Here is a 19,210-nt window from a genome sequence, read left to right on the forward strand (position 1 = left end):
ACGCTGAGATGAATCAAACCAATCAGGGAGTGAATGTGGCCGAGGCGCTGCTGGAAACGGTGCTGGCCGGGTTAATCGCACTGGTGGTATTTGGCCCGATCGTTGGCATTGTGCTGGAGGGCTACCAGTTCCGCATACAACCGCTGCGGGTGGCGGTGCTGGTGGGCATTGTGATGGCGGGTCGCCTGCTGTTCAGCCTGTTTCTGCAAACCCGCAGTGGTAAAGCACTGCTGCGCAAGTTTGACGGCGAAGGTGGCGGGGTGTACGTGCGTGAACCCGGTTATCGCTCCCGGCTGCGCTGGATCCTCCCGCTGCTGCTGATCGCCGCCTGTCTGTTCCCGCTGTTTTCAACCAAATATCTGCTGACGGTGGCCATACTCGGGCTGATTTATGTGCTACTCGGCCTCGGGCTGAACATCGTGGTCGGACTGGCCGGATTGCTGGACCTGGGTTACGTGGCGTTTTATGCCATCGGTGCTTATGGCCTGGCGTTAGGCTATCAATATCTTGGACTGGGATTCTGGAGCATGCTGCCGATTGCGGCGCTGATGGCGGCCTGTGCCGGGGCGCTGCTGGGATTTCCGGTACTGCGAATGCACGGCGACTACCTGGCCATTGTGACGCTTGGCTTTGGCGAGATTATCCGGCTGGTGCTGAATAACTGGCTGTCGTTTACCGGTGGACCGAATGGCGTATCGGTGCCGGCACCGACCTTTCTCGGGCTGGAGTTTGGCCGCCGTGCGCGCGAAGGCGGCGTGCCGTTCCACGAGTTTTTCCACCTTAGCTATAACCCCAACATGAAGTTTATCTTCATCTACACGGTGCTGGTATTGGTGGTGCTGTTGGTGCTGTATATCAAGCATCGCCTGACGCGTATGCCGATCGGCCGGGCCTGGGAAGCGTTACGTGAAGATGAGATCGCCTGTCGGGCGATGGGGCTGAATCACGTGCTGGTCAAGCTGTCGGCCTTTATGCTGGGGGCATCGACGGCCGGTATCGCCGGCGTCTTCTTCGCCAGCTATCAGGGATTCGTCAATCCTACTTCGTTCACCTTCTTTGAGTCCGAGCTGATCCTGGCGATTGTGGTGCTGGGTGGCATGGGATCGACGCTGGGGGTGGTACTGGCGGCCTTTGTGCTGACCGTGGCACCGGAACTGCTGCGCAGTTTTGCCGAATATCGCGTGCTGCTGTTTGGCATGCTGATGGTGCTGATGATGATCTGGCGACCGCGTGGACTGGTGCGCACCAGCCGGGTCGGTGTCCCGCTGCGTCAGGGAGCCCGCCATGAGTGATGCCATTTTGCAGGTCGAAAAGCTGATGATGCGCTTCGGCGGTATCCGGGCGCTAAACGAGGTCAGCCTTAAGGTTGAACGCGGATCGGTCACCGCCTTAATCGGGCCGAACGGTGCCGGTAAAACTACCGTGTTTAACTGTCTGACCGGCTTTTATCGCGCCAGCGGGGGGCGAATACAGCTCAACGCCAACCAGCGGTCGACCGATGTGATTCAGGTGCTGGGTGAAAAAATTCACGTCGCTGACTGGCTTAATCCGGCTCAGCTCGGGTCCCGCCTCTGGTACAAAATGTTTGGTGGTGCGCATCTGGTTAACCGTGCCGGACTGGCGCGCACCTTCCAGAATATCCGGCTGTTTCGTGAGATGTCGGTGATTGAGAACCTGCTGGTGGCGCAGCACATGCTGGTGAACCGTAACCTGCTGGCGGGGGTGTTCAATACCCGCAGCTACCGGGCAGCGGAAAACCGCGCGCTCGATCGCGCTTTCTACTGGCTGGAAACGGTGGACCTGGCGACCAGCGCCAACCGGCTGGCCGGGACGCTCTCTTACGGCCAGCAGCGGCGACTGGAAATTGCGCGAGCCATGTGTACCCAGCCGGAATTGATCTGTCTGGATGAGCCCGCAGCCGGGCTGAATCCGGTGGAAACCGAGGCGCTCAGTGCCATTCTGCATCGTCTGCGCGCCGATCACCGCATCAGCGTACTGCTGATTGAGCACGATATGCCGATGGTGATGAGTATCTCCGATCACATTGTGGTGCTGGACCACGGCGAAGTTATTGCCGAGGGCACGCCGCAGCAAATTCGCCACGATCCACGGGTGATTGCTGCGTATCTCGGCAGCGATGACGAGGAGGAGCAAAACCATGGCTGAGCCGCTGTTGCAGTTCGAGGCAGTCGATCTGTTTTATGGCCCGTTACAGGCGCTGAAAAGCGTCTCGCTGACGGTCAATGCGGGTGAGACAGTGGCGCTGATTGGGGCCAACGGCGCGGGTAAATCGAGCCTGCTGATGTCGATTTTTGGTCAGCCGCGCATCGCCAGCGGGGAAATCTATTTTCGCGGTCAGCCGATCAGCCAGAAGTCGACCCATTTTATTGCAGCCAGTGGCATCGCTCAGGCACCGGAGGGACGCCGTATTTTCGCCGACATGACCGTGGAGGAGAATTTGCAGATGGGCACCATTGCCATCGGCAATCGTTATCAGAAAGAGGATCTGGCGCGGATGTACAGCCTGTTTCCGCGCCTGCTGGAGCGGCGTCGGCAGCGTGCGATGACGCTCTCCGGCGGTGAGCAGCAGATGCTGGCGATTGCCCGCGCGCTGATGAGCCGGCCAGCGCTGCTGCTGCTGGACGAACCCAGCCTCGGCCTGGCGCCGATTGTGGTTAAGCAAATCTTCACTATTCTGCGCGAGCTGACGGCGCAGGGGATGACGCTGTTTCTGGTGGAGCAGAATGCGCGCCATGCGCTGAAGCTGGCCAATCGCGGTTATGTGATGGTGAATGGCGAAATTCGCTTAAGCGGCAGCGGGGCAGAACTGCTGAACAATGAAGAGGTTCGTAGTGCTTATCTGGGCGGCGCAGCAGCACCTGCCGTCGGCGGAATAAAAAGTTTGTAACGATGATTAATTTGGGCAGGAAAGACTTTGCATATTTCTCTGCCCACTATCATCATTAGATCTCCTGTCCCGACTCTTCTGATTTGGTAATCCTTTGCAAAATCCCGGCGTAGCAGTGATGCAGGCGATCAAGCGCACGGCGTGGTATCCGAAACGTCGCGCTTACCGCACGCTCTACTGGCGTGAGATATCGCCATTAGCAGTGCCTATCTTTTTCGAGAACGCCTGTGTGTTACTGATGGGCGTGTTGAGCACCTTCCTGGTCAGCTGGCTGGGGAAAGAGGCGATGGCGGGCGTAGGCCTGGCAGACAGCTTCAATATGGTGATCATCTCCTTTTTTGCCGCCATCGACCTCGGCACCACGGTGGTGGTGGCGTTCAGCCTGGCAAAACGCAACGGCAAACGCGCCCGTGCCGCCACGCGACAGTCGCTGGGGATGATGACGGTGCTGTCGTTTGTGCTGGTCATCGCTATCGAGTTCTGGGGGCATCTGATCATCGATGCGATAGCCGGTGCCGCCGATCCCAAAGTGAAAGAGCTGGCGCTGAGCTATCTGCAGACCTCGGCCTGGAGCTATCCGGCGGCGGCCATTACCCTGATCGGCAGCGGCGCGCTGCGGGGTGCAGGCAATACCAAAATTCCGATGCTGATTAACGGCGGGATGAACATCCTCAACATCATCATCAGTAGCGTGTTGATTTACGGCTGCTTCTCCTGGGATGGCTTAGGCTTTATCGGGGCCGGACTGGGGCTGACCATCACCCGCTATATCGGGGCGATTGCGGTGATCTACGTGCTGATGATTGGCTTCAACGCCTCGCTGAAGATTACCCTGTCGAGCTATTTCCGGCGCTGGAACAGCAGCATTCTGATGGAGGTACTGGGCATCGGCGTGCCTGCCAGTATCGAGTCGGTGCTGTTCAACGGCGGGAAATTGCTGACCCAGGTGTTCGTCGCCGGAATGGGTACCAGTGAGATCGCCGGTAACTTCATCGCCTTTTCCATCGCCTCACTGATTAACCTGCCGGGCAATGCGCTCGGTTCGTCGTCGACCATCATTACCGGCACCCGACTGGGTAAGAATCAGGTGTTTCAGGCGGAGCGGCAGGTGCGGCACGTGTTCTGGCTGGCGACGATTTGTCTGACCGCGATGGCGTTGCTGACGGTGCCGCTGGCCGGTTTGCTGGCGCGCTTTTACACCAGCGATCCGGAAGTGATTAACGTCACGAAACAGCTGATCTGGCTTAACGCGCTGTTTATGCCGCTGTGGGCCGCCTCGTGGGTGCTGCCTGCCGGTCTGAAGGGCGCGCGCGATGCACGCTACACCATGTACGTTTCGATGTTCAGCATGTGGGGCGCGCGCGTGGTGGCCGGTTATCTGCTCGGCATTGAGCTGGGAATGGGCGTCATCGGCGTCTGGTTGGGGATGTTTCTCGACTGGACGGTACGCGGCGTCTTTTTCTGGTGGCGACTCAACAGCGGCAAATGGCTGAATAACTACCGCCGGATGATCGCCAAATCAGGCTAGTGCAGCCGATAACGCCTTCCCTTGAGCCGGGGAAGGCGTTACGGCGAGCTGCCCCATCGTCAAAAACCCCATCCCCGTCACATCTCCAGGCTTCTGAGTCAATCTTCAGTCAATTGCACAAAGCCAGCCGGCATTTCCGCCGTTAGCGTTACTCTCCTGCCGACTGAAGCAGATAATAATAACGATGCTAAAGGTGACCCTATGATCCGTCTCAAACCGGCGCTGGCCTTGCTGCCGCTGCTGTGCAGTAGTCCGCTGTGGGCGACAAGCTTTGTTTATGTTTCGAACGCCGACTCCGGCACCGTTTCCCGCTATCACCTCAATGACACCACCGGCAGCCTGCAGTGGCGCGGCGATACGCCAGCCGGAAAAAAGATTATGCCGCTGGCTGCCAGCCCGGATGGCAAGCGGCTGTATGGCGCGCTGCGCAGCCCGCCTTATTCGATCATCAGCTGGCGGGTGATGTCACGGCAGGGCGACCTGCAGCGGCTGGCGGTAACGCCGGTTGAAGCCAGTTTTCCGTGGATCACCACCGACAAAAGCGGGCACTACCTGCTCGCCGCCTCGTATGACAGTGATATCGTTACCAGCAACCGAATCGATGCGCAGGGCGTGGTGACACCGCAGGTGACCGGCCGGGTTAAGACCGGACCGCATGCCCATTCGGTGATCACTGATGTCAGCAACCATTCGCTTTACGTCGGTAACCTCGGCGCCGATCGGGTGCTGCAATATCGCTTCGCAGACAATGGCGCTATCACCCCAATCGGTACCGGCTATGTTCAGGGCGAGAAAAACAGCGGCGCGCGCCATTCGGTGATCTCCCCGGATAACCGCTTCCTGTATAACCTGGCTGAGATGAGCGGCACCATTACCCAGTACAGGCGCGCGGCCGATGGATCACTGAGTGAGCTGAAGCGCTGGCCGAATGCGGTTGCCGGGAAATATGGCCTGCAGCATGGCGAACAGCGTCCGGCGGGCTACAGCGATCCGACGCCGCGCATCTGGGCAGCGGACATTAAAATCACGCCCGACGGCCGGTTTCTGTATGTCACCGAGCGGACTTCCAGCACGGTGAGCGGCTATCAGGTCGATCCGGCGTCCGGGGCACTGACGCTGATCGGCAGCTGGCGGGTTGAAAAGCAGCCACGCAGTATTGCGATTGATGCCAGCGGAAAATGGCTGATTGCCAGCGGCGAGAAGAGTGCGGTGATCGGCAGTTATGCCATCGATGCGGCCACTGGCGAACTCAGGCGAGTGGCGGAAGCGCCCGTCGGCAAAGGGGCTAACTGGGTCACCTTAATTGCCGGCTAAAGCGACGGCCGGGCGGAAGGTATAGTTAATTTCTGGCATAGCAGCGCAGAAATTTTTGGTTCAGTTTACGCGCCAGAGCGGGTTTACTCGTCTCATCAACCCTGACGGAGCGCATACCATGAAACAGAAACTGAAAGCCTGGTTTGAACAACTGCTGAGCGGATCGGCGCCGGTTGCGGCGGAACGCGATATCAACATTGAATTGCTGTTTCCCCTCAGCCAGCTTTACGGCATGGAATATTATCCGGCGCTGCATCGCTACCATGAAAAATAATCCCTGTTGTACTTTAATCGCCTAAAGGCCCGCCATTCTGCGCGGGCCTTTTTGTTATCTGTGCCCCGTCCTGAAGAGCGTTGACACAATTTCTACAGGTTTTAAGAAGAATGTGATGAGACAGTATGTTAAACGCACTCAGCGGGACGACTCTTTGTCTTTTAAACTGGCCGCGTCGAGCCGGTTGAAAAAGGCGAGGTGACGTATCGTCAGGCCCTGGAGCGCTACGGTATACAGGGATGCTCCACCGTTCTGAAGTGGCTGCGTAAATATGGCCAGCTGGACTGGCAAACTCCGGAGCAGCGCGGCCTCCACGCAGGACACATAACGAAATTCCTTCCCTTACGCTGGAACAGCGCATCAAAGAGCCTGAGCAGCAGCTGGCTGAATCCGAAGTAAAAGCACAGTGCTCCACGCTGTATCAGTCAGTACATGAAAAGCACGGGCTCACCTGCCCGATGGCGGATGGCTATGACCGCGACCAGAATGCGCTGGCGGAGAGGGTCAACGGCATACTTAAAACGAACTGCTGCTCAACCGTCCGGCAGATCCCGGTCAGGCGGTAAAGATGGTGGCGGAGTCGGTAAGGATCTATAACGGTCAGCGGCCGCATCTGTCGCTGAAATACAAAACGCCCGATGCGATGCATCAGGCGTTTTAGAGGCTGTGAAGAGTGTCGACCTTTATCAGGACGAGTCACTGGCGATCAGAAATCGTAACCTATCGTCGCCATCACGCTGCGTTCCGCGCCCCAGTAGCAATAGCCGGTGCCGTAGCAGCCCGCCACATATTTACGGTCAGTCAGGTTATTGGCGTTAACCTGCAGCCACGCGCCTTTCAGACTGTTGTTCCAGACCCCGAGATCGGCACGCACCGAAGCATCAAACAGGGTAACTGACGGCACACGGGTAGTGTTTTCGTTGTCTGCCCACTGTTTGCCGATGTAACGCACGCCCGCGCCCGCGCTTAAGCCATAATCAAACTGATAATGACCCCACAGGGCCGCCATGCTGTTCGGCGTCACGTAAGGCGTGTGACCTTCATTGCCATCAACTGAATCTTTAAAGCGCAGGTGATTGAGGGTGTAACTGGCGACGGTGCTCAGACGTGGCGTTAGCTGATTACGCGCTTCCAGTTCAATCCCCTGCGAATGCACTTTACCGGACGGCGTATAGGTGCCGTCCTGGACATTACGGTTAGCCACATCCTTCTGCGTCAGGTCATAGACCGCCAGCGTATAGAGATCGCGGGTGCCGTTCGGCTGATATTTCACCCCGGCTTCATACTGCTCTGCCGTGGTTGGTTTCAGCAGGTTGTTATCAGGATCGGTCAGTGCCGTTGGGGTGATCGCCTGGCTCCAGCTGACATAAGGCGAGATACCGTTGTCAAACGCGTAAAGCAGCGCCGCGCGGCCGCTGATGTGGTCATCCTGCCGCCGATCGTTGCCGCTGTTATTAGCGACGATCCGGTCATAGCGGCCAGAGAGATCGAGATGCCAGCGATCCAGCTTCATCTCATCCTGCAGGTAGAGGCCGGTCTGATAGTAGCGGCGGGTTTCATCGCTCCAGCTGTAGGCCGGCATTGCGCCAACCTGTTCGCCGGTCACCGCATTGAGCTGTGAGGCACCGCCGGCCGCGCTGCTGATCTCATTCTTATAGCGATGATACTCCGCACCGATCGCCACCCGATGTTCCACTTGCCCGGTAGCGAACTCCGCCTGTAGCCGGTTATCGGTAGCCCAGCCGGCCAGAGAGGAGCGCTCACCGGAATAGTAGCGATTCAGCAGGTCAGGATTTACCGCACTCCAGCCAATCTGATAAACCTGATCGAGATCGACGTTGGAATGGCTGTAGCTGCCGGTGGAGGAGAACGACCAGACGTCGTTAAAGCGATGGGCGAAATCGTAGCTGTAGATCTGTTCACGGCGCTTGAACTGATCCAGATCGCTGTTGCCTTCATAGAAACCGTTGCTCAGCTTATAGCCGTTATGCTCACTCAGGCTGCCGTCGCCCGGCACCGAGCCGTGATAGCCGCCGGACGGATCTTTCTGCAGATAGGCTTTGAGGATCAAATGGGTATCTTCATCCGGTTGCCACATCAGCTGTGGCATCAGCGCATACTTCTCTTCACGGGTATGGTCGTACTGCGTATCGCTGTTGCGGGTCACACCGGTCAGGCGAAACGCCCACTGATCGTTAATCGCGTTGGTGTAATCAAACATCGCCCCGGTGGTGGCGTTATTACCCGCCTGTAACTGGATATGGCCTTCTTCACTGAACTGAGGACGCTTCGTCACCATGTTGACCAGCCCGCCCGGTACCGTCTGACCATACAGAGCAGAAGAGGGGCCTTTAATCACATCGATCCGTTCCAGGAAGGCGTTATCGACCTGCAACACGTTGAAGCTGCCGCCGTCGCTCATCACCCGTAATCCGTCGAGGAAGGTGTTATCAACATCGCCGCCGTGGAAGCCGCGCAGGGCAATGGTGTCATAACGGGTCGCGGCACCGCCGAAGTTGGTAAATACGCCGGAGGTATAGCCGAGCGCCTGATTCAGGGTCAGCGCGCCCTGATCCTGCATCTGCTGGCGCGTCACCACCGACACCGACTGTGGCGTGGTGATCAGTGGACGATCGCTTTTCATCGCGCCCTGGCTGGTCGTGGCAAGATATCCCTGTGTCGGGGAGTCAGCTTGCTCCTGCGGCTGGGCTGTGACCACCATATCAGCAGCAAAACTCAGGGCCGGCGCGGTCAGCGCCAGGGTGCAGAACGGGACATAACCTTTCAGCGGCGAGGGCAATCTCATTGAAATTCCTTTCATGGCAGAGGTTCAGCAGGTGAATAATAGTCTCGATAAGCATTCTCATTATCAGAGTGAGAATTATTACCGTTTGTAAGTTCGCTGCAATTTTGCCTGGCAATCGAAGAACGTCAAGTAAATTTCGCTAAAAGGCGAGGGCAGAGACCGCCGGCAAGGCCGACGGTCTCCAGAGAACATCAGGGTTGAGCGGCAGACGCCTGAGGAATATCGTGGGCGCTGTTACAGGTTTTATCTTTCGGGCAATATTTATCCAGCAGTTTCAGCGTGACGCCGTTGGTCCAGCCGAAGCCGTCCTGCAGCGGATATTCACCGCCACCACCGCCGCCGAGGTTTTTGCCTTCAACGACATATTTTTCAACCAGCTTGTGTTCGCGGTCATAGGTGTTCTGCACGTTCTGCAGGAAGCGCAGCCCGACCTCTTTCGCCAGTTTAGGTTGGTTGTAGTGTTCCAGACCTTCCACTGCCACCCATTGCAGCGGCGCCCAGCCGTTCGGGGCGTCCCATTGCTGACCGTTATTGACGGTGGTGGTCACCAGTCCGCCCGGTTTCAGCAGCTGTTTTTCCACCGCACTGGCGGTGCTTTCAGCCTGCTTATCGCTGGCAACCCGCAGATAAAGCGGGAACAGCGTGGCGGCGGTCAGCTGCGAATGCACCTGTTTTTTCTGCCAGTCGTAATCGGCATACCAGCCCTGTTTGCTGTCCCACAGGTAACGGTTAATCGCGGCCTGACGCTTCTCCGCACGGTCGGCAAACTGCTTCGCCAGATCGTCCTGCTTATTCATCTGATAGCCTTTCGACAGCGTCTGCTCCAGATGGAACATCAGGCTGTTGAGATCGACCGGTGCCAGTTGGGTGGTACGGATGGTCGCCAGATTGTGGGCATCAGTGAACCAGCGGGAGCTGAAGTCCCAGCCCGATGCCGCGCCAGAACGCAGATCGCGATAAAGCTCCGCCTTGTCGCGCTGTGGCGCTTTCTTCGCGGTGGTCACATCATCCATCCAGGATTCGGTACGCGGCACATCGCGCGCATCCCAGTAGCGGTTCAGTACCGTGCCATCGCTGAGTTTGATGGCGCGTTTACTGGCTGAGCCGGCGGCCAGTTTGTCACTGTCGGCCATCCAGTAGTCATATTCTTTCTGCAGCTGTGGCAGGTAGCGGGTATAGGCTTTGCCGTCATCGTGGCTCGCCAGCAGGTCCACCATCAGGCTAAAGAAAGGCGGTTGCGAACGGCTCAGGTAGTAGCTGCGGTTGCCGTTCGGAATGTGGCCGTAACGGTCAAGCAGCGAGGCGAAGTTATCCACCATATCCTGCACCCGATCCCAGTGGCCACTTTCCGCCAGGCCGAGCATCGTAAAGTAGCTGTCCCAGTAATAGACTTCGCGGAAACGGCCGCCCGGCACCACATACGGTTTCGGCAACGGCAGCAGCGAGTCATACTGACCGGCACTGCTGGCGGTGCGGGTCAGCACCGGCCATAAGCCGTCGATATGGTCACGCAGATTCTGCCCGGCAGGCGGCACATATTTATCGCCCTGAGTGGGCAGCGTGAAGTTGGCGGCAACAAAGCGTTTCAGATCAAAGTTGCGCTGTTTCTTCTGCATCTGCCAGTCGGCCAGAATTGATGCCGGATCGTATTTTGGCACTGCATCAGCAAAGGTTTTTTGATCGGGGAAGAACTTTGCTTGCTGTACGGCATTAAACAGTGGCCCTAAACGGACATCCGGCGGCTGCGGCTGATTATTCAGCATACGCGACGTGTCGTCGGCGTGAACGGTGAAGGCAGGTACGCTCAGCAGCAGCGTGAGCAGAAGGGGTGCATAACGCTGACGCCGTTCAGTGGCGTTTACCTCAATTTTTGTCATCGGTTTTTCTCCTTGTCCGAAACGCGGCCGCGTGTAACGCATTGACCACACGACCAACTTTAGACCTTATCTGCCCGCTTCACCCTGAAGCCAACCGGAAATGTGAAGCCACGTGAATAATTTTTACTGAAAAAAGCGTTTTTTCCAGCCGGTTTTTGCTTGCCCTGATGCCGGTTTTCCCTGACGCTGAAAGAAAAAAAGGAGAGCAGGATGGAGATCATCTGGTATCACCCGTCGCAACCCGCCGCGACATGGATTAACGGTTTACAACAGCGTCTGCCGCAGGCGCGGGTACGCGCCTGGCAACCGGGCGATGAGGGTCCGGCCGATTATGCGCTGGTGCGTTCTCCGCCAGCAGAGATGCTGCGAGGGCGCGCCGGGCTGCGCGGGGTGTTTGCGCTGGGTGCCGGGGTTGATGAAATTCTCCGCCAGCTACAGCAGTATCCGGATATGTTGCCGGAGACGGTGCCGCTGTTCCGGCTGGAAGATACCGGTATGGCGCGGCAGATGCAGGAGTATGCGGTCCACAGCGTGCTGAGCTGGTTCCGCCGCTTTGACGATTACCGGTTACAGCAACAGCAGCGCTGCTGGCAGCCGCTGCCCGCTTATCCGCGCGACAGCTTCACCATCGGTATTCTCGGTGCCGGGGTATTGGGGCAGAGCGTGGCGGAAGCGCTTAAACCCTGGGGATTCCCGGTGCGGGTCTGGAGCCGGTCGCCGAAGCAGATCGCGGGCGTAACCAGCTTTGCCGGCCGTGAGGCGCTGCACGATTTTCTGCAAGAGACCCGGGTATTAATCAACCTGCTGCCCAGCACTGCGGAAACCATCAACCTAATCAATCACGACTTTTTCCAGCAGCTGCCGCACGGCGCTTTCTTCCTCAACATCGCACGCGGTGCACAGGTGGTGGAAGCGGATTTACTGGCGGCGCTCAACAGCGGCCAGCTGAAAGCCGCCGCGCTGGATGTGTTCCAGGTCGAGCCGTTGCCGGAATCGCATCCGCTCTGGTCTCACCCGCGCGTCACGCTGACGCCGCATAATGCTGCGGTAACCTTAATCGACGAAGCTATTGACTATATCGCCCGGGCGATTCACCAGCATCAGGCGGGAGAAACACCGCAGGGGCGGGTCGATCGTCAACGTGGCTACTAATTACCCTGCCCAATCAGGGGCTATCAGCAGGAGAAGATGATGTATCCGGTAGATCTGCATATGCACACCATCGCCAGTACGCACGCCTACAGTACGCTGCACGATTACGTCACTCAGGCCAGGCAAACGGGACTGAAACTGTTTGCCATTACCGATCACGGGCCTGATATGGCCGATGCACCGCATTACTGGCACTTCATCAATATGCGCATCTGGCCGCGGGTGATTGATGGCGTCGGGATTCTGCGCGGTATTGAAGCCAATATTAAAAACCAGCAGGGCGAGATTGACTGCTCCGGTCCGATGCTGGATGCGCTGGACCTGATCGTGGCGGGCTTTCATGAGCCGGTCTACGCGCCGCGTGACCGAAAACACCATACTGACGCGATGATTGCGGCGATGGCGGGGGGACTGGTGCATATCATCAGCCATCCGGGTAACCCGAAATTCCCGGTGGATATCCCGGCAATCGCCGGGGCTGCAGCCCACTACGATGTGGCGCTGGAGATCAATAACTCCTCCTTTACCCATTCGCGTCCGGGCAGTGAACCTAACTGCCGTGCAATCGCTGAAGCGGTGCGTGACGCAGGCGGACGGCTGGCGTTTGGCTCAGATTCACACACCGCCTTTACGCTCGGCCATTTTGAACACTGCCTGCGCATCACCCGCGAAGTGGATTTTCCAGAGGATCGGGTGTTAAATGTCACGCCGCGGCGTCTGCTCGACTTTCTCGAGCAGCGTACCGGCAAACATATTGCTGAACTGGCTGACTTTTAATTTACTTTGCCTCAAGGAAACTGACTCATGAATGAGTTTTCCATTCTGTGCCGCGTGATCGGCTCACTGTTCAATCGTCAGCCGCAGGACCCGCTGCTGGTGCCGCTGTTTACCCTGCTGCGTGAGGGAAAACTGCAGGCGCAGTGGCCGCTGGAGCAGGACGAACTGCTGACCCGTCTGCAACAGAACAGCGATCCGCAGGCGCTGGCCGCCGATTACAATGCGCTGTTTGTTGGCAGCGACTGTAAGGTGTCGCCGTATGCGTCACAGTGGCCGGAAGGAAAAACCGAACCGGAGGTGCGCGCATTTCTGACCTCACGCGGCATGCCGCTGAGCGATGCGCCTGCCGATCATTTTGGCGTACTGCTGCTGGCGGCGTCATGGCTGGAAGATCAGTCAGCGGAAGATGAGAGCAGCGCCCAGCTGGCGCTGTTTGAAGAGTATCTGCTGCCGTGGTGCGGCACTTTCCTCGGTAAGGTTGAAGCGCACGCTACCACCGCGTTTTACCGTACGCTGGCCGCCCTCAGCCGTGAGGCGATTCAGGCGATGTACAATGAACTGCTCGACAGCACCGACTCCCAGCAGGATGCCTGATTTACCATGATGCCGGGTGCGTACCCGGCAGACAGCCCGGCGTCGCGCAGAGTTGTGCGGTGCCGGGCAGCCAGGATGGCGCCCGCAACCTCACGCCCAGCCCCCACTGCGTTAACTCATAAAATGGCAGATTATCCTCTGTCTTCGCCAGGATAGCTGATTGATCGCTGCCCGGTGCCGCAGGATGCTGCTGCAACAGCCAGGCGGTGCGCGCCAGCGATAGCCGCACCTGGCTGCCATATCCGTTAGCCAGCCGCTGACGTAATCCCTCCAGTACTGCCGCTGCCAGCAGATAACCGGTGGCGTGATCCAGCGCCTGCACCGGCAAGGGCGTCGGCTTATCACTCTGCTGCCACTGCATTCCCTGTTCGGCAATGCCACAGCCCATCTGCACCAGGCTGTCAAAGCCGCGCCGGTTGCGCCACGGACCCTGCCAGCCCCAGGCATTCAGGCTGACGTCAACCAGCCCTGGTGCCAGCGCCTGTCGGGTAGCGGCATCAAAGCCGAGCCGTTCCAGCGCATCCGCCCGATAACCGTGTACCAGCACATCGGCCTCACGCAGCAGGTGGCTAAACTGCTCGCGATCGGCAAGGCGCGTCAGATCGAGCACCGCCCGGCGCTTGCCACAGGTGATCTCCTCATCCAGCGACGGTTCCTGCCAGCCTGGCGGATCGATACGCAACACATCGGCACCGAGGCTGGCCAGAAAGCGGGTGGCGACCGGGCCGGCAATAATTCGCGTCAGATCCAGCACCCGAATGCCGAGCAGTGGACGTGCCTCGGGCAGTTGCCACTGCGGCGCGGCGGCCTGATCGGTGGTCTGCCAGGCGAACAGCGGCTCCTGAGCCACGGCCTGGCCCTGCGGATGCTGCTGCCAGGCGGCAGTGCTGCGCATCTCCGCGGCGCAGCCGTCCGCATCAACGATCGCCTGCTCCAGCTCACCGGCGGACCAGCGCTGCACCTCACGCGCCAGCGAGCGACGGTCAGCGTGCTGGCCCAGCACCCGCTCCATCGCCTGCCGATGATGGGCGGCGTTGGTATGCAGGCGGATCCAGCCATCGCGGCTGGCATAATCGCCGGCAAAGGCATCCCACATTGCGGGTGCAGGGCGATTAAGCGGCATAAAACTGTGCTGAAACCAGCGCGACGCCAGCCGGACATTCACCTCAACCGGGCGGCTGGTATTGATCAGGGCGGCTGTGGCCTGCGTGGCGAGGCCGATGCTGGTGGCCGCCAGTTCACTGACGGCAAAGGCGGCGGGGAAACTGGCGTTATCGACAAAGGTGGGTAACGGATGCGCTGCGGCGTTGCCACGCAATCCCTGCCACATCTGCTGCCAGAGGGACGTGGCGAGCTGATGGTCCATGTGCTGTGCTCCTGACGAGTGACAATCACTCAAGCATAGCACGCGTGATTAACGTCGCCGCAGACGCGGGAAGCGGGCATGCATTCGCAGATTACGCAGATTGATCACCGCAATCGCCGTGCCGAGGATCACCAGCGAGGCACCAATAATTTTGAAGCTGTTAAGGCTGTCACCCAGCACCACAATCCCCATCAGCACTGACAGCACCGGCGTCAGCAGCGAGTAGGGCATGATCAGGTTAACGTTGTATTTCTTCAGCAGCATATACCACAGCGTATAGGCGACAATCGATGAGGCGATGGCGCTGTAGAGGATGGCAAACCAGCCGTGCCAGCCCGCATGACGCAGGGCGTAGAGCTGATGCGACTCCATCACCAGGCTGGCAACACCGACAATCGGGATGGCGAGGAAGGCGATCCAGCCGGTCATGGTCAGCGGTTTAATTGACGGTGATTTTTTGACAATCAGGTTGCTGACCGCCCAGCCAGTTGCGCTGCACAACAGCAGGCACAGCACCCACCACGTAGGAATGGTCGGGCTGCCGGAGAGCACTACCACGCCGCTCAGCGAGATCATAATGCCGGCCAGCTGCACCAGCTTCAGCTTCTCTTTTAACACCACCATCGCCAGCAGCATGGCAATCGGCGTACCGAGCTGAACCACGATTGCGCCGGTCCCGGCATCGGTGTACCGCATACCGACAAACAGCAGCGAGAAGTGCATAAAGCCGAAGGTAAAGGCCAGCAGCAACAGCCAGGGTAGCTGCTGTCGGGTGATGCGGCAGAACGGCACCAGCACAATGGCGACCACCACAAAACGCATAAAAGTCAGAAACAGCGGCGGAAGCTCAAGTAAGCCCCATTTCACCGCCACGTTGTTGAAGGCCCAGATACACACCACCATCAGAACCAGAAAAAAATGCCGCACCGCCACAATAATATCCTTAACTTTTTTTGCTTAGCTGGCTAATGATGGCACGAACCAGGGCATTTCAGGCAGCAGCGGTTAGAAATTTTCTGTCGCGCTGAGAAAAATAAAATCATAAGACTTTTTTGCGCGTTGCTGTCAGACTGATTTTCCGAAACGCCTCTTGAACAGGACCCGATTCGGTATGACCCACACGCCCGCCTTGCCCATTGCATTGATTCAGCTTGAAGTCCCGCCCGCTAACGTCGTCGCGCAGATTGGTGAACAACCACGCTGGTTCATTGACGCGTTAGAGTTACAACCTGATGAGTATCTGATCGTCCGTCCGCATCTGGGCGAGGCGTTGCCGGCCTTCGACCAGATTTCTGCGGCGATCCTCAGCGGATCGTGGGCGATGGTCACTGACCATGCCGACTGGAGCGAACGCAGCGCCGCGTGGATCAGAGCGGCCATCGACGCGTCGTTGCCGTTACTGGGCGTCTGCTACGGCCATCAGCTGATGGCGTATGCGCTGGGTGGCGAGGTGGCAGATAACCCGAATGGCTGGGAACGCGGTCTGCTGCCGGTCACCTGCGGTGCCCAGGCGCAGCGCGACCCGCTGTTACGGAAACTGCCGCCGACCTTCAGCGCCTGGCTGTCGCACCGACAGTCGGTGCTGATGCCGCCGTCGCAGGCACAGGTATTAGCCGCCTCTGAGCGCGATGGTTGCCAGATTATTCGTTATTCACCGCAGGCGCTGTCAGTGCAGTTTCATCCCGAATTCTCGTCAACCATCATGCGCGCCTGTCTGCCGGACGGCAGTGGTGAGGTGGCTGGTGTGATGGAAGGAAAAGACTGGGCGCGTGAACTGTTAACCACCTTCTGGCAACAGACGCGCCCGTCAATTGAGCAGGCTCAGGGAGCGTAGTGGCGGGTACAGCGATAAACCCAGGCGGGCGGCACGTTTTTCAGTACCCGTTGCCGCTCCCAGGTAAAATAGCGTGACAGGTCAGGCTGGGTCAGCGAAGTGTACTGAAATTGCACAAACACTCCGTTCGGGCCCAGCGCAGCGTAGACCGCGCGCAGAATCGCCTCACGCAGTGCAGGCGGCAGCGACAACAACGGCAGGCCGGAGAAGATCGCATCATATTGGCCGTTGAGATACTCCGCGGAGCAGGTGCGTACCGTCATACGATGATCGTCTAACGCATTAAGCTTCTCCGCCAGCATACTGCTGATTTCGAACACATCCAGCGTGGCTTCCGGTGCCATTCGTTCCAGTAACCGACGGGTCAACACACCGTCTCCTGCGCCAAGCTCGGCGATACGCAGCTGATTATTCCATTCCACCGACTCGATCATGGTGCGGCACAGCGCATCGGATGAGGGCGTAATACTGCCCATCTTGCGCGGATTGCGGATGAACTGATGCACGAAGTTTGCCTTTGCGCGCATTAAGGTGAAAGCCGAAGCCAGCATGCTTACCTCGAGTATGAATTCTTCCTCATATTGACCCCATCCTGCTGACAAGTTTCTTATTTATAAGCGCAACCGGGAAAAGTCGGAATTATCTGTAGCGGCAGCCGATGCGGCTTTTCCTTCGGGGCGGTCACAGTTTCCGGGCAACAGATCTGACAGGCTGGCAATGATCCTTCATGTTAATAATAAGTTTCATCATTGTTGCATCTCGTCACCTGTAAGGAGAATGACCATGCGTTACGCCGCCCCCGGAGAACAGGGTTCTCTGATCACGCTACAAAAGAATTATGGCAACTTTATCAATGGTGAATTCGTCGCGCCGGTGAATGGCAACTACTTCACCAACACTTCACCGGTAAACGGTTCAGCGGCAGGTGAGTTTCCGCGTTCTGACCGCGCGGATGTGGATAATGCGGTCGCCGCCGCAGCGGCAGCGGCCGATGCCTGGGGTAAAACGTCACCGCAACAGCGTTCATTGCTGCTACTGAAAATCGCTGACCGGCTGGAGCAGAATCTGGAATACATGGCGGTAAACGAGACCTGGGATAACGGCAAGCCGGTGCGGGAAACCCTGGCCGCCGATATGCCGCTGGCGGTCGATCATTTCCGTTATTTTGCCGGCTGCGTGCGGGCGCAGGAGGGCAGCGCAGCAGAGATTGATGAATTTACCGCGGCCTACCATTTCCATGAGCCGCTGGGGGTGGTGGCGCAAATCATTCCGTGGAACTTCCCGCTGCTGATGGCCGCATGGAAGCTGGCACCGGCGTTAGGTGCCGGAAACTGCGTGGTACTGAAACCGGCGGAGCAGACGCCGTTGTCGATCACCCTGTTTGTCGATCTGATTAAAGATTTACTGCCGCCCGGTGTACTGAATGTGGTGCACGGTTTCGGCAAAGAGGCGGGCGAAGCGCTGGCGTCCCATCCGGGCATTGCCAAGGTCGCCTTTACCGGATCAACCGCCACCGGCGGCCATATTCTGGAGCTGGCAGCGAAAAGCCTGATCCCTTCAACGGTCGAACTGGGCGGCAAATCCCCCAACATCTTCTTTGAAGACATCATGCAGGCGGAAGAGAGTTTTATTGAGAAAGCGGCTGAAGGCGTGGTGCTGGGCTTCCTTAACCAGGGCGAAGTCTGTACCTGCCCCTCGCGGGCGCTGGTGCAGGAGTCCATTTACGAGCCGTTCATGGCGGCGGTGATGAAACGCGTCAAAACCATCAAGCGGGGCGATCCGCTCGACACCGAGACGATGGTCGGGGCGCAGGCGTCACAGCAGCAGTTCGATAAGATTCTCTCTTATCTGGAGATTGCCCAGCAGGAAGGCGCAGAGGTGCTGGTGGGCGGGGGGGTTGAGAAGCTGGACGACGCGCTCGCCAGTGGTTACTACATCCAGCCGACCTTACTGAAAGGTAACAACAGCATGCGGGTGTTCCAGGAAGAGATTTTTGGCCCGGTGATTGGCATTACCACCTTCAAAGATGAAGCCGAAGCGGTCAGCATCGCCAATGATTCGATTTACGGCCTGGGTGCTGGCGTCTGGACGCGCGATATCAACCGCGCTTACCGCGTGGGCCGGGCGATCAAAGCCGGGCGAGTCTGGACCAACTGCTATCACCTCTATCCGGCGCATGCCGCTTTTGGCGGCTATAAAAAATCGGGTATCGGACGTGAAACCCACAAGATGATGCTCGATCACTATCAGCAAACCAAAAACCTGCTGATCAGTTACAGCATTGAGCCACTGGGTTTCTTCTGAGGATGCAGATGAGACGTGCTGCCGGCAGGCGGCACGTCATTCCGGTAGTCGCGGCTGCGCGCTTCATGGGAGCCTTAATTTGTTAGTAACCTCGATCTTTATCATCCCGTCTATCTGAATATCCTTTTTCAAAAATCAGCGCCTATTTTGTGTCAGTCTTATTCTTAACGTCGCGGCAGCTAACAGCAGCCGATCAATACTCAATGCCTGTATGATGCCATGAACGGCTGAGATCAGAGTATGACGGTATTACTGTGACTGGTCGGCAAAGGGCGGTGCTGTTTATCGTAGCCATCGGTCAGCTTGTATTGCTTATCAAGGGGATTGGCATTTTCCTGGTATCAGTAGCTGGATAACGGCATCTCCCGTGGAGCAATAAAATTCCATTGAAATGGCATGACCCGTCTTTTGTCAGCAGAAGGCGATGGTCCCGAAGAGTGTTTGTTGCAGGAGAGTGGACGTCTGAGAAAAAAGAA

16 protein-coding genes and 2 pseudogenes are annotated in these 19,210 nt (G+C 58.0%); 13 read left to right on the forward strand and 5 right to left on the reverse strand.

The features are described from left to right. Positions 1–8 precede the first annotated feature (8 nt). The 8 genes and pseudogenes from livM to AABB92_RS03090 all read left to right on the forward strand — a co-directional run. Positions 9–1,292 (forward strand): high-affinity branched-chain amino acid ABC transporter permease LivM, encoded by a 1,284-nt coding sequence (livM, locus tag AABB92_RS03055; protein ID WP_342550259.1) that lies wholly within the window; start codon positions 9–11, stop codon positions 1,290–1,292. Further along, positions 1,285–2,166 (forward strand): ABC transporter ATP-binding protein, encoded by an 882-nt coding sequence (locus AABB92_RS03060; protein ID WP_031377884.1) that lies wholly within the window; start codon positions 1,285–1,287, stop codon positions 2,164–2,166. The genes livM and AABB92_RS03060 overlap by 8 nt, the downstream gene beginning before the upstream one ends. Continuing rightward, the gene (locus AABB92_RS03065; RefSeq protein WP_031377883.1) at positions 2,159–2,908 is read left to right on the forward strand and encodes an ABC transporter ATP-binding protein; all 750 of its coding nucleotides are present in this window, start codon (positions 2,159–2,161) and stop codon (positions 2,906–2,908) included. The genes AABB92_RS03060 and AABB92_RS03065 overlap by 8 nt, the downstream gene beginning before the upstream one ends. A gap of 118 nt (positions 2,909–3,026) precedes the next feature. Continuing rightward, positions 3,027–4,436: an EmmdR/YeeO family multidrug/toxin efflux MATE transporter gene (locus AABB92_RS03070; protein ID WP_031377882.1), complete on the forward strand. Its 1,410-nt coding sequence runs from the start codon at positions 3,027–3,029 to the stop codon at positions 4,434–4,436. A 201-nt stretch (positions 4,437–4,637) separates the two neighbouring features. After that, positions 4,638–5,750, forward strand: a complete 1,113-nt coding sequence (locus tag AABB92_RS03075) for a lactonase family protein (RefSeq protein WP_031377881.1) — start codon at positions 4,638–4,640, stop codon at positions 5,748–5,750. Between the two features lie 118 nt (positions 5,751–5,868). Next, on the forward strand, positions 5,869–6,024 hold the full coding sequence (locus AABB92_RS03080; protein WP_162836813.1) for a hypothetical protein: 156 nt from the start codon (positions 5,869–5,871) through the stop codon (positions 6,022–6,024). 115 nt (positions 6,025–6,139) lie between these two features. Beyond that, a pseudogene (locus AABB92_RS03085) lies at positions 6,140–6,321 on the forward strand (IS3 family transposase); the annotation flags it as partial. 98 nt (positions 6,322–6,419) lie between these two features. Then, positions 6,420–6,685 (forward strand): annotated as a pseudogene (locus tag AABB92_RS03090) (integrase core domain-containing protein); the annotation flags it as partial. Between the two features lie 45 nt (positions 6,686–6,730). On the opposite strand, the gene AABB92_RS03095 reads toward AABB92_RS03090, so the two are convergent. Together AABB92_RS03095 and treA are read right to left on the reverse strand one after the other, a co-directional pair. After that, entirely contained in the window at positions 6,731–8,830 is a 2,100-nt protein-coding gene (locus AABB92_RS03095) for a TonB-dependent siderophore receptor (protein WP_031377879.1), read from the reverse strand. Positions 8,831–9,021: 191 nt separating this feature from the next. Further along, positions 9,022–10,707: an alpha,alpha-trehalase TreA gene (gene treA, locus AABB92_RS03100; protein WP_031377878.1), complete on the reverse strand. Its 1,686-nt coding sequence runs from the start codon at positions 10,705–10,707 to the stop codon at positions 9,022–9,024. A 210-nt stretch (positions 10,708–10,917) separates the two neighbouring features. Between treA and ghrA the strand changes: the two genes are divergently transcribed. The 3 genes from ghrA to AABB92_RS03115 are packed head-to-tail and all read left to right on the forward strand — an operon-like array spanning position 10,918 to position 13,230. Then, entirely contained in the window at positions 10,918–11,859 is a 942-nt protein-coding gene (gene ghrA, locus AABB92_RS03105) for a glyoxylate/hydroxypyruvate reductase GhrA (RefSeq protein WP_031377877.1), read from the forward strand. A gap of 39 nt (positions 11,860–11,898) precedes the next feature. Next, positions 11,899–12,636 (forward strand): phosphatase, encoded by a 738-nt coding sequence (locus AABB92_RS03110; protein WP_031377876.1) that lies wholly within the window; start codon positions 11,899–11,901, stop codon positions 12,634–12,636. A 27-nt stretch (positions 12,637–12,663) separates the two neighbouring features. After that, the gene (locus AABB92_RS03115) at positions 12,664–13,230 is read left to right on the forward strand and encodes a TorD/DmsD family molecular chaperone (protein ID WP_031377875.1); all 567 of its coding nucleotides are present in this window, start codon (positions 12,664–12,666) and stop codon (positions 13,228–13,230) included. A 1-nt stretch (position 13,231) separates the two neighbouring features. Here AABB92_RS03115 and AABB92_RS03120 read toward each other — a convergent pair whose 3' ends face one another. Further along, positions 13,232–14,596: a CoA transferase gene (locus AABB92_RS03120; RefSeq protein WP_046288248.1), complete on the reverse strand. Its 1,365-nt coding sequence runs from the start codon at positions 14,594–14,596 to the stop codon at positions 13,232–13,234. Positions 14,597–14,644: 48 nt separating this feature from the next. Continuing rightward, positions 14,645–15,529, reverse strand: coding sequence for a DMT family transporter (locus AABB92_RS03125; RefSeq protein ID WP_046288249.1), 885 nt, complete (start codon positions 15,527–15,529; stop codon positions 14,645–14,647). 178 nt (positions 15,530–15,707) lie between these two features. Here AABB92_RS03125 and AABB92_RS03130 point away from each other — a divergent pair, with 178 nt between their 5' ends. Next, positions 15,708–16,430: a glutamine amidotransferase gene (locus tag AABB92_RS03130; protein ID WP_031377115.1), complete on the forward strand. Its 723-nt coding sequence runs from the start codon at positions 15,708–15,710 to the stop codon at positions 16,428–16,430. On the opposite strand, the gene AABB92_RS03135 is transcribed toward AABB92_RS03130, so the two are convergent. Next, positions 16,418–16,981 (reverse strand): class I SAM-dependent methyltransferase, encoded by a 564-nt coding sequence (locus AABB92_RS03135; protein WP_031377114.1) that lies wholly within the window; start codon positions 16,979–16,981, stop codon positions 16,418–16,420. The genes AABB92_RS03130 and AABB92_RS03135 overlap by 13 nt on opposite strands. 232 nt (positions 16,982–17,213) lie before the next feature. On the opposite strand from AABB92_RS03135, the gene exaC reads away from it, so the two are divergent. Further along, a complete protein-coding gene (gene exaC / locus AABB92_RS03140) occupies positions 17,214–18,734 on the forward strand; it encodes an acetaldehyde dehydrogenase ExaC (protein ID WP_031377113.1) in 1,521 nt (506 codons plus the stop codon). The last annotated feature ends 476 nt before the right edge of the window (positions 18,735–19,210 follow it).

It is taken from the genome of Pantoea brenneri, from assembly GCF_038594305.1.
Lineage (GTDB): Bacteria > Pseudomonadota > Gammaproteobacteria > Enterobacterales > Enterobacteriaceae > Pantoea > Pantoea brenneri.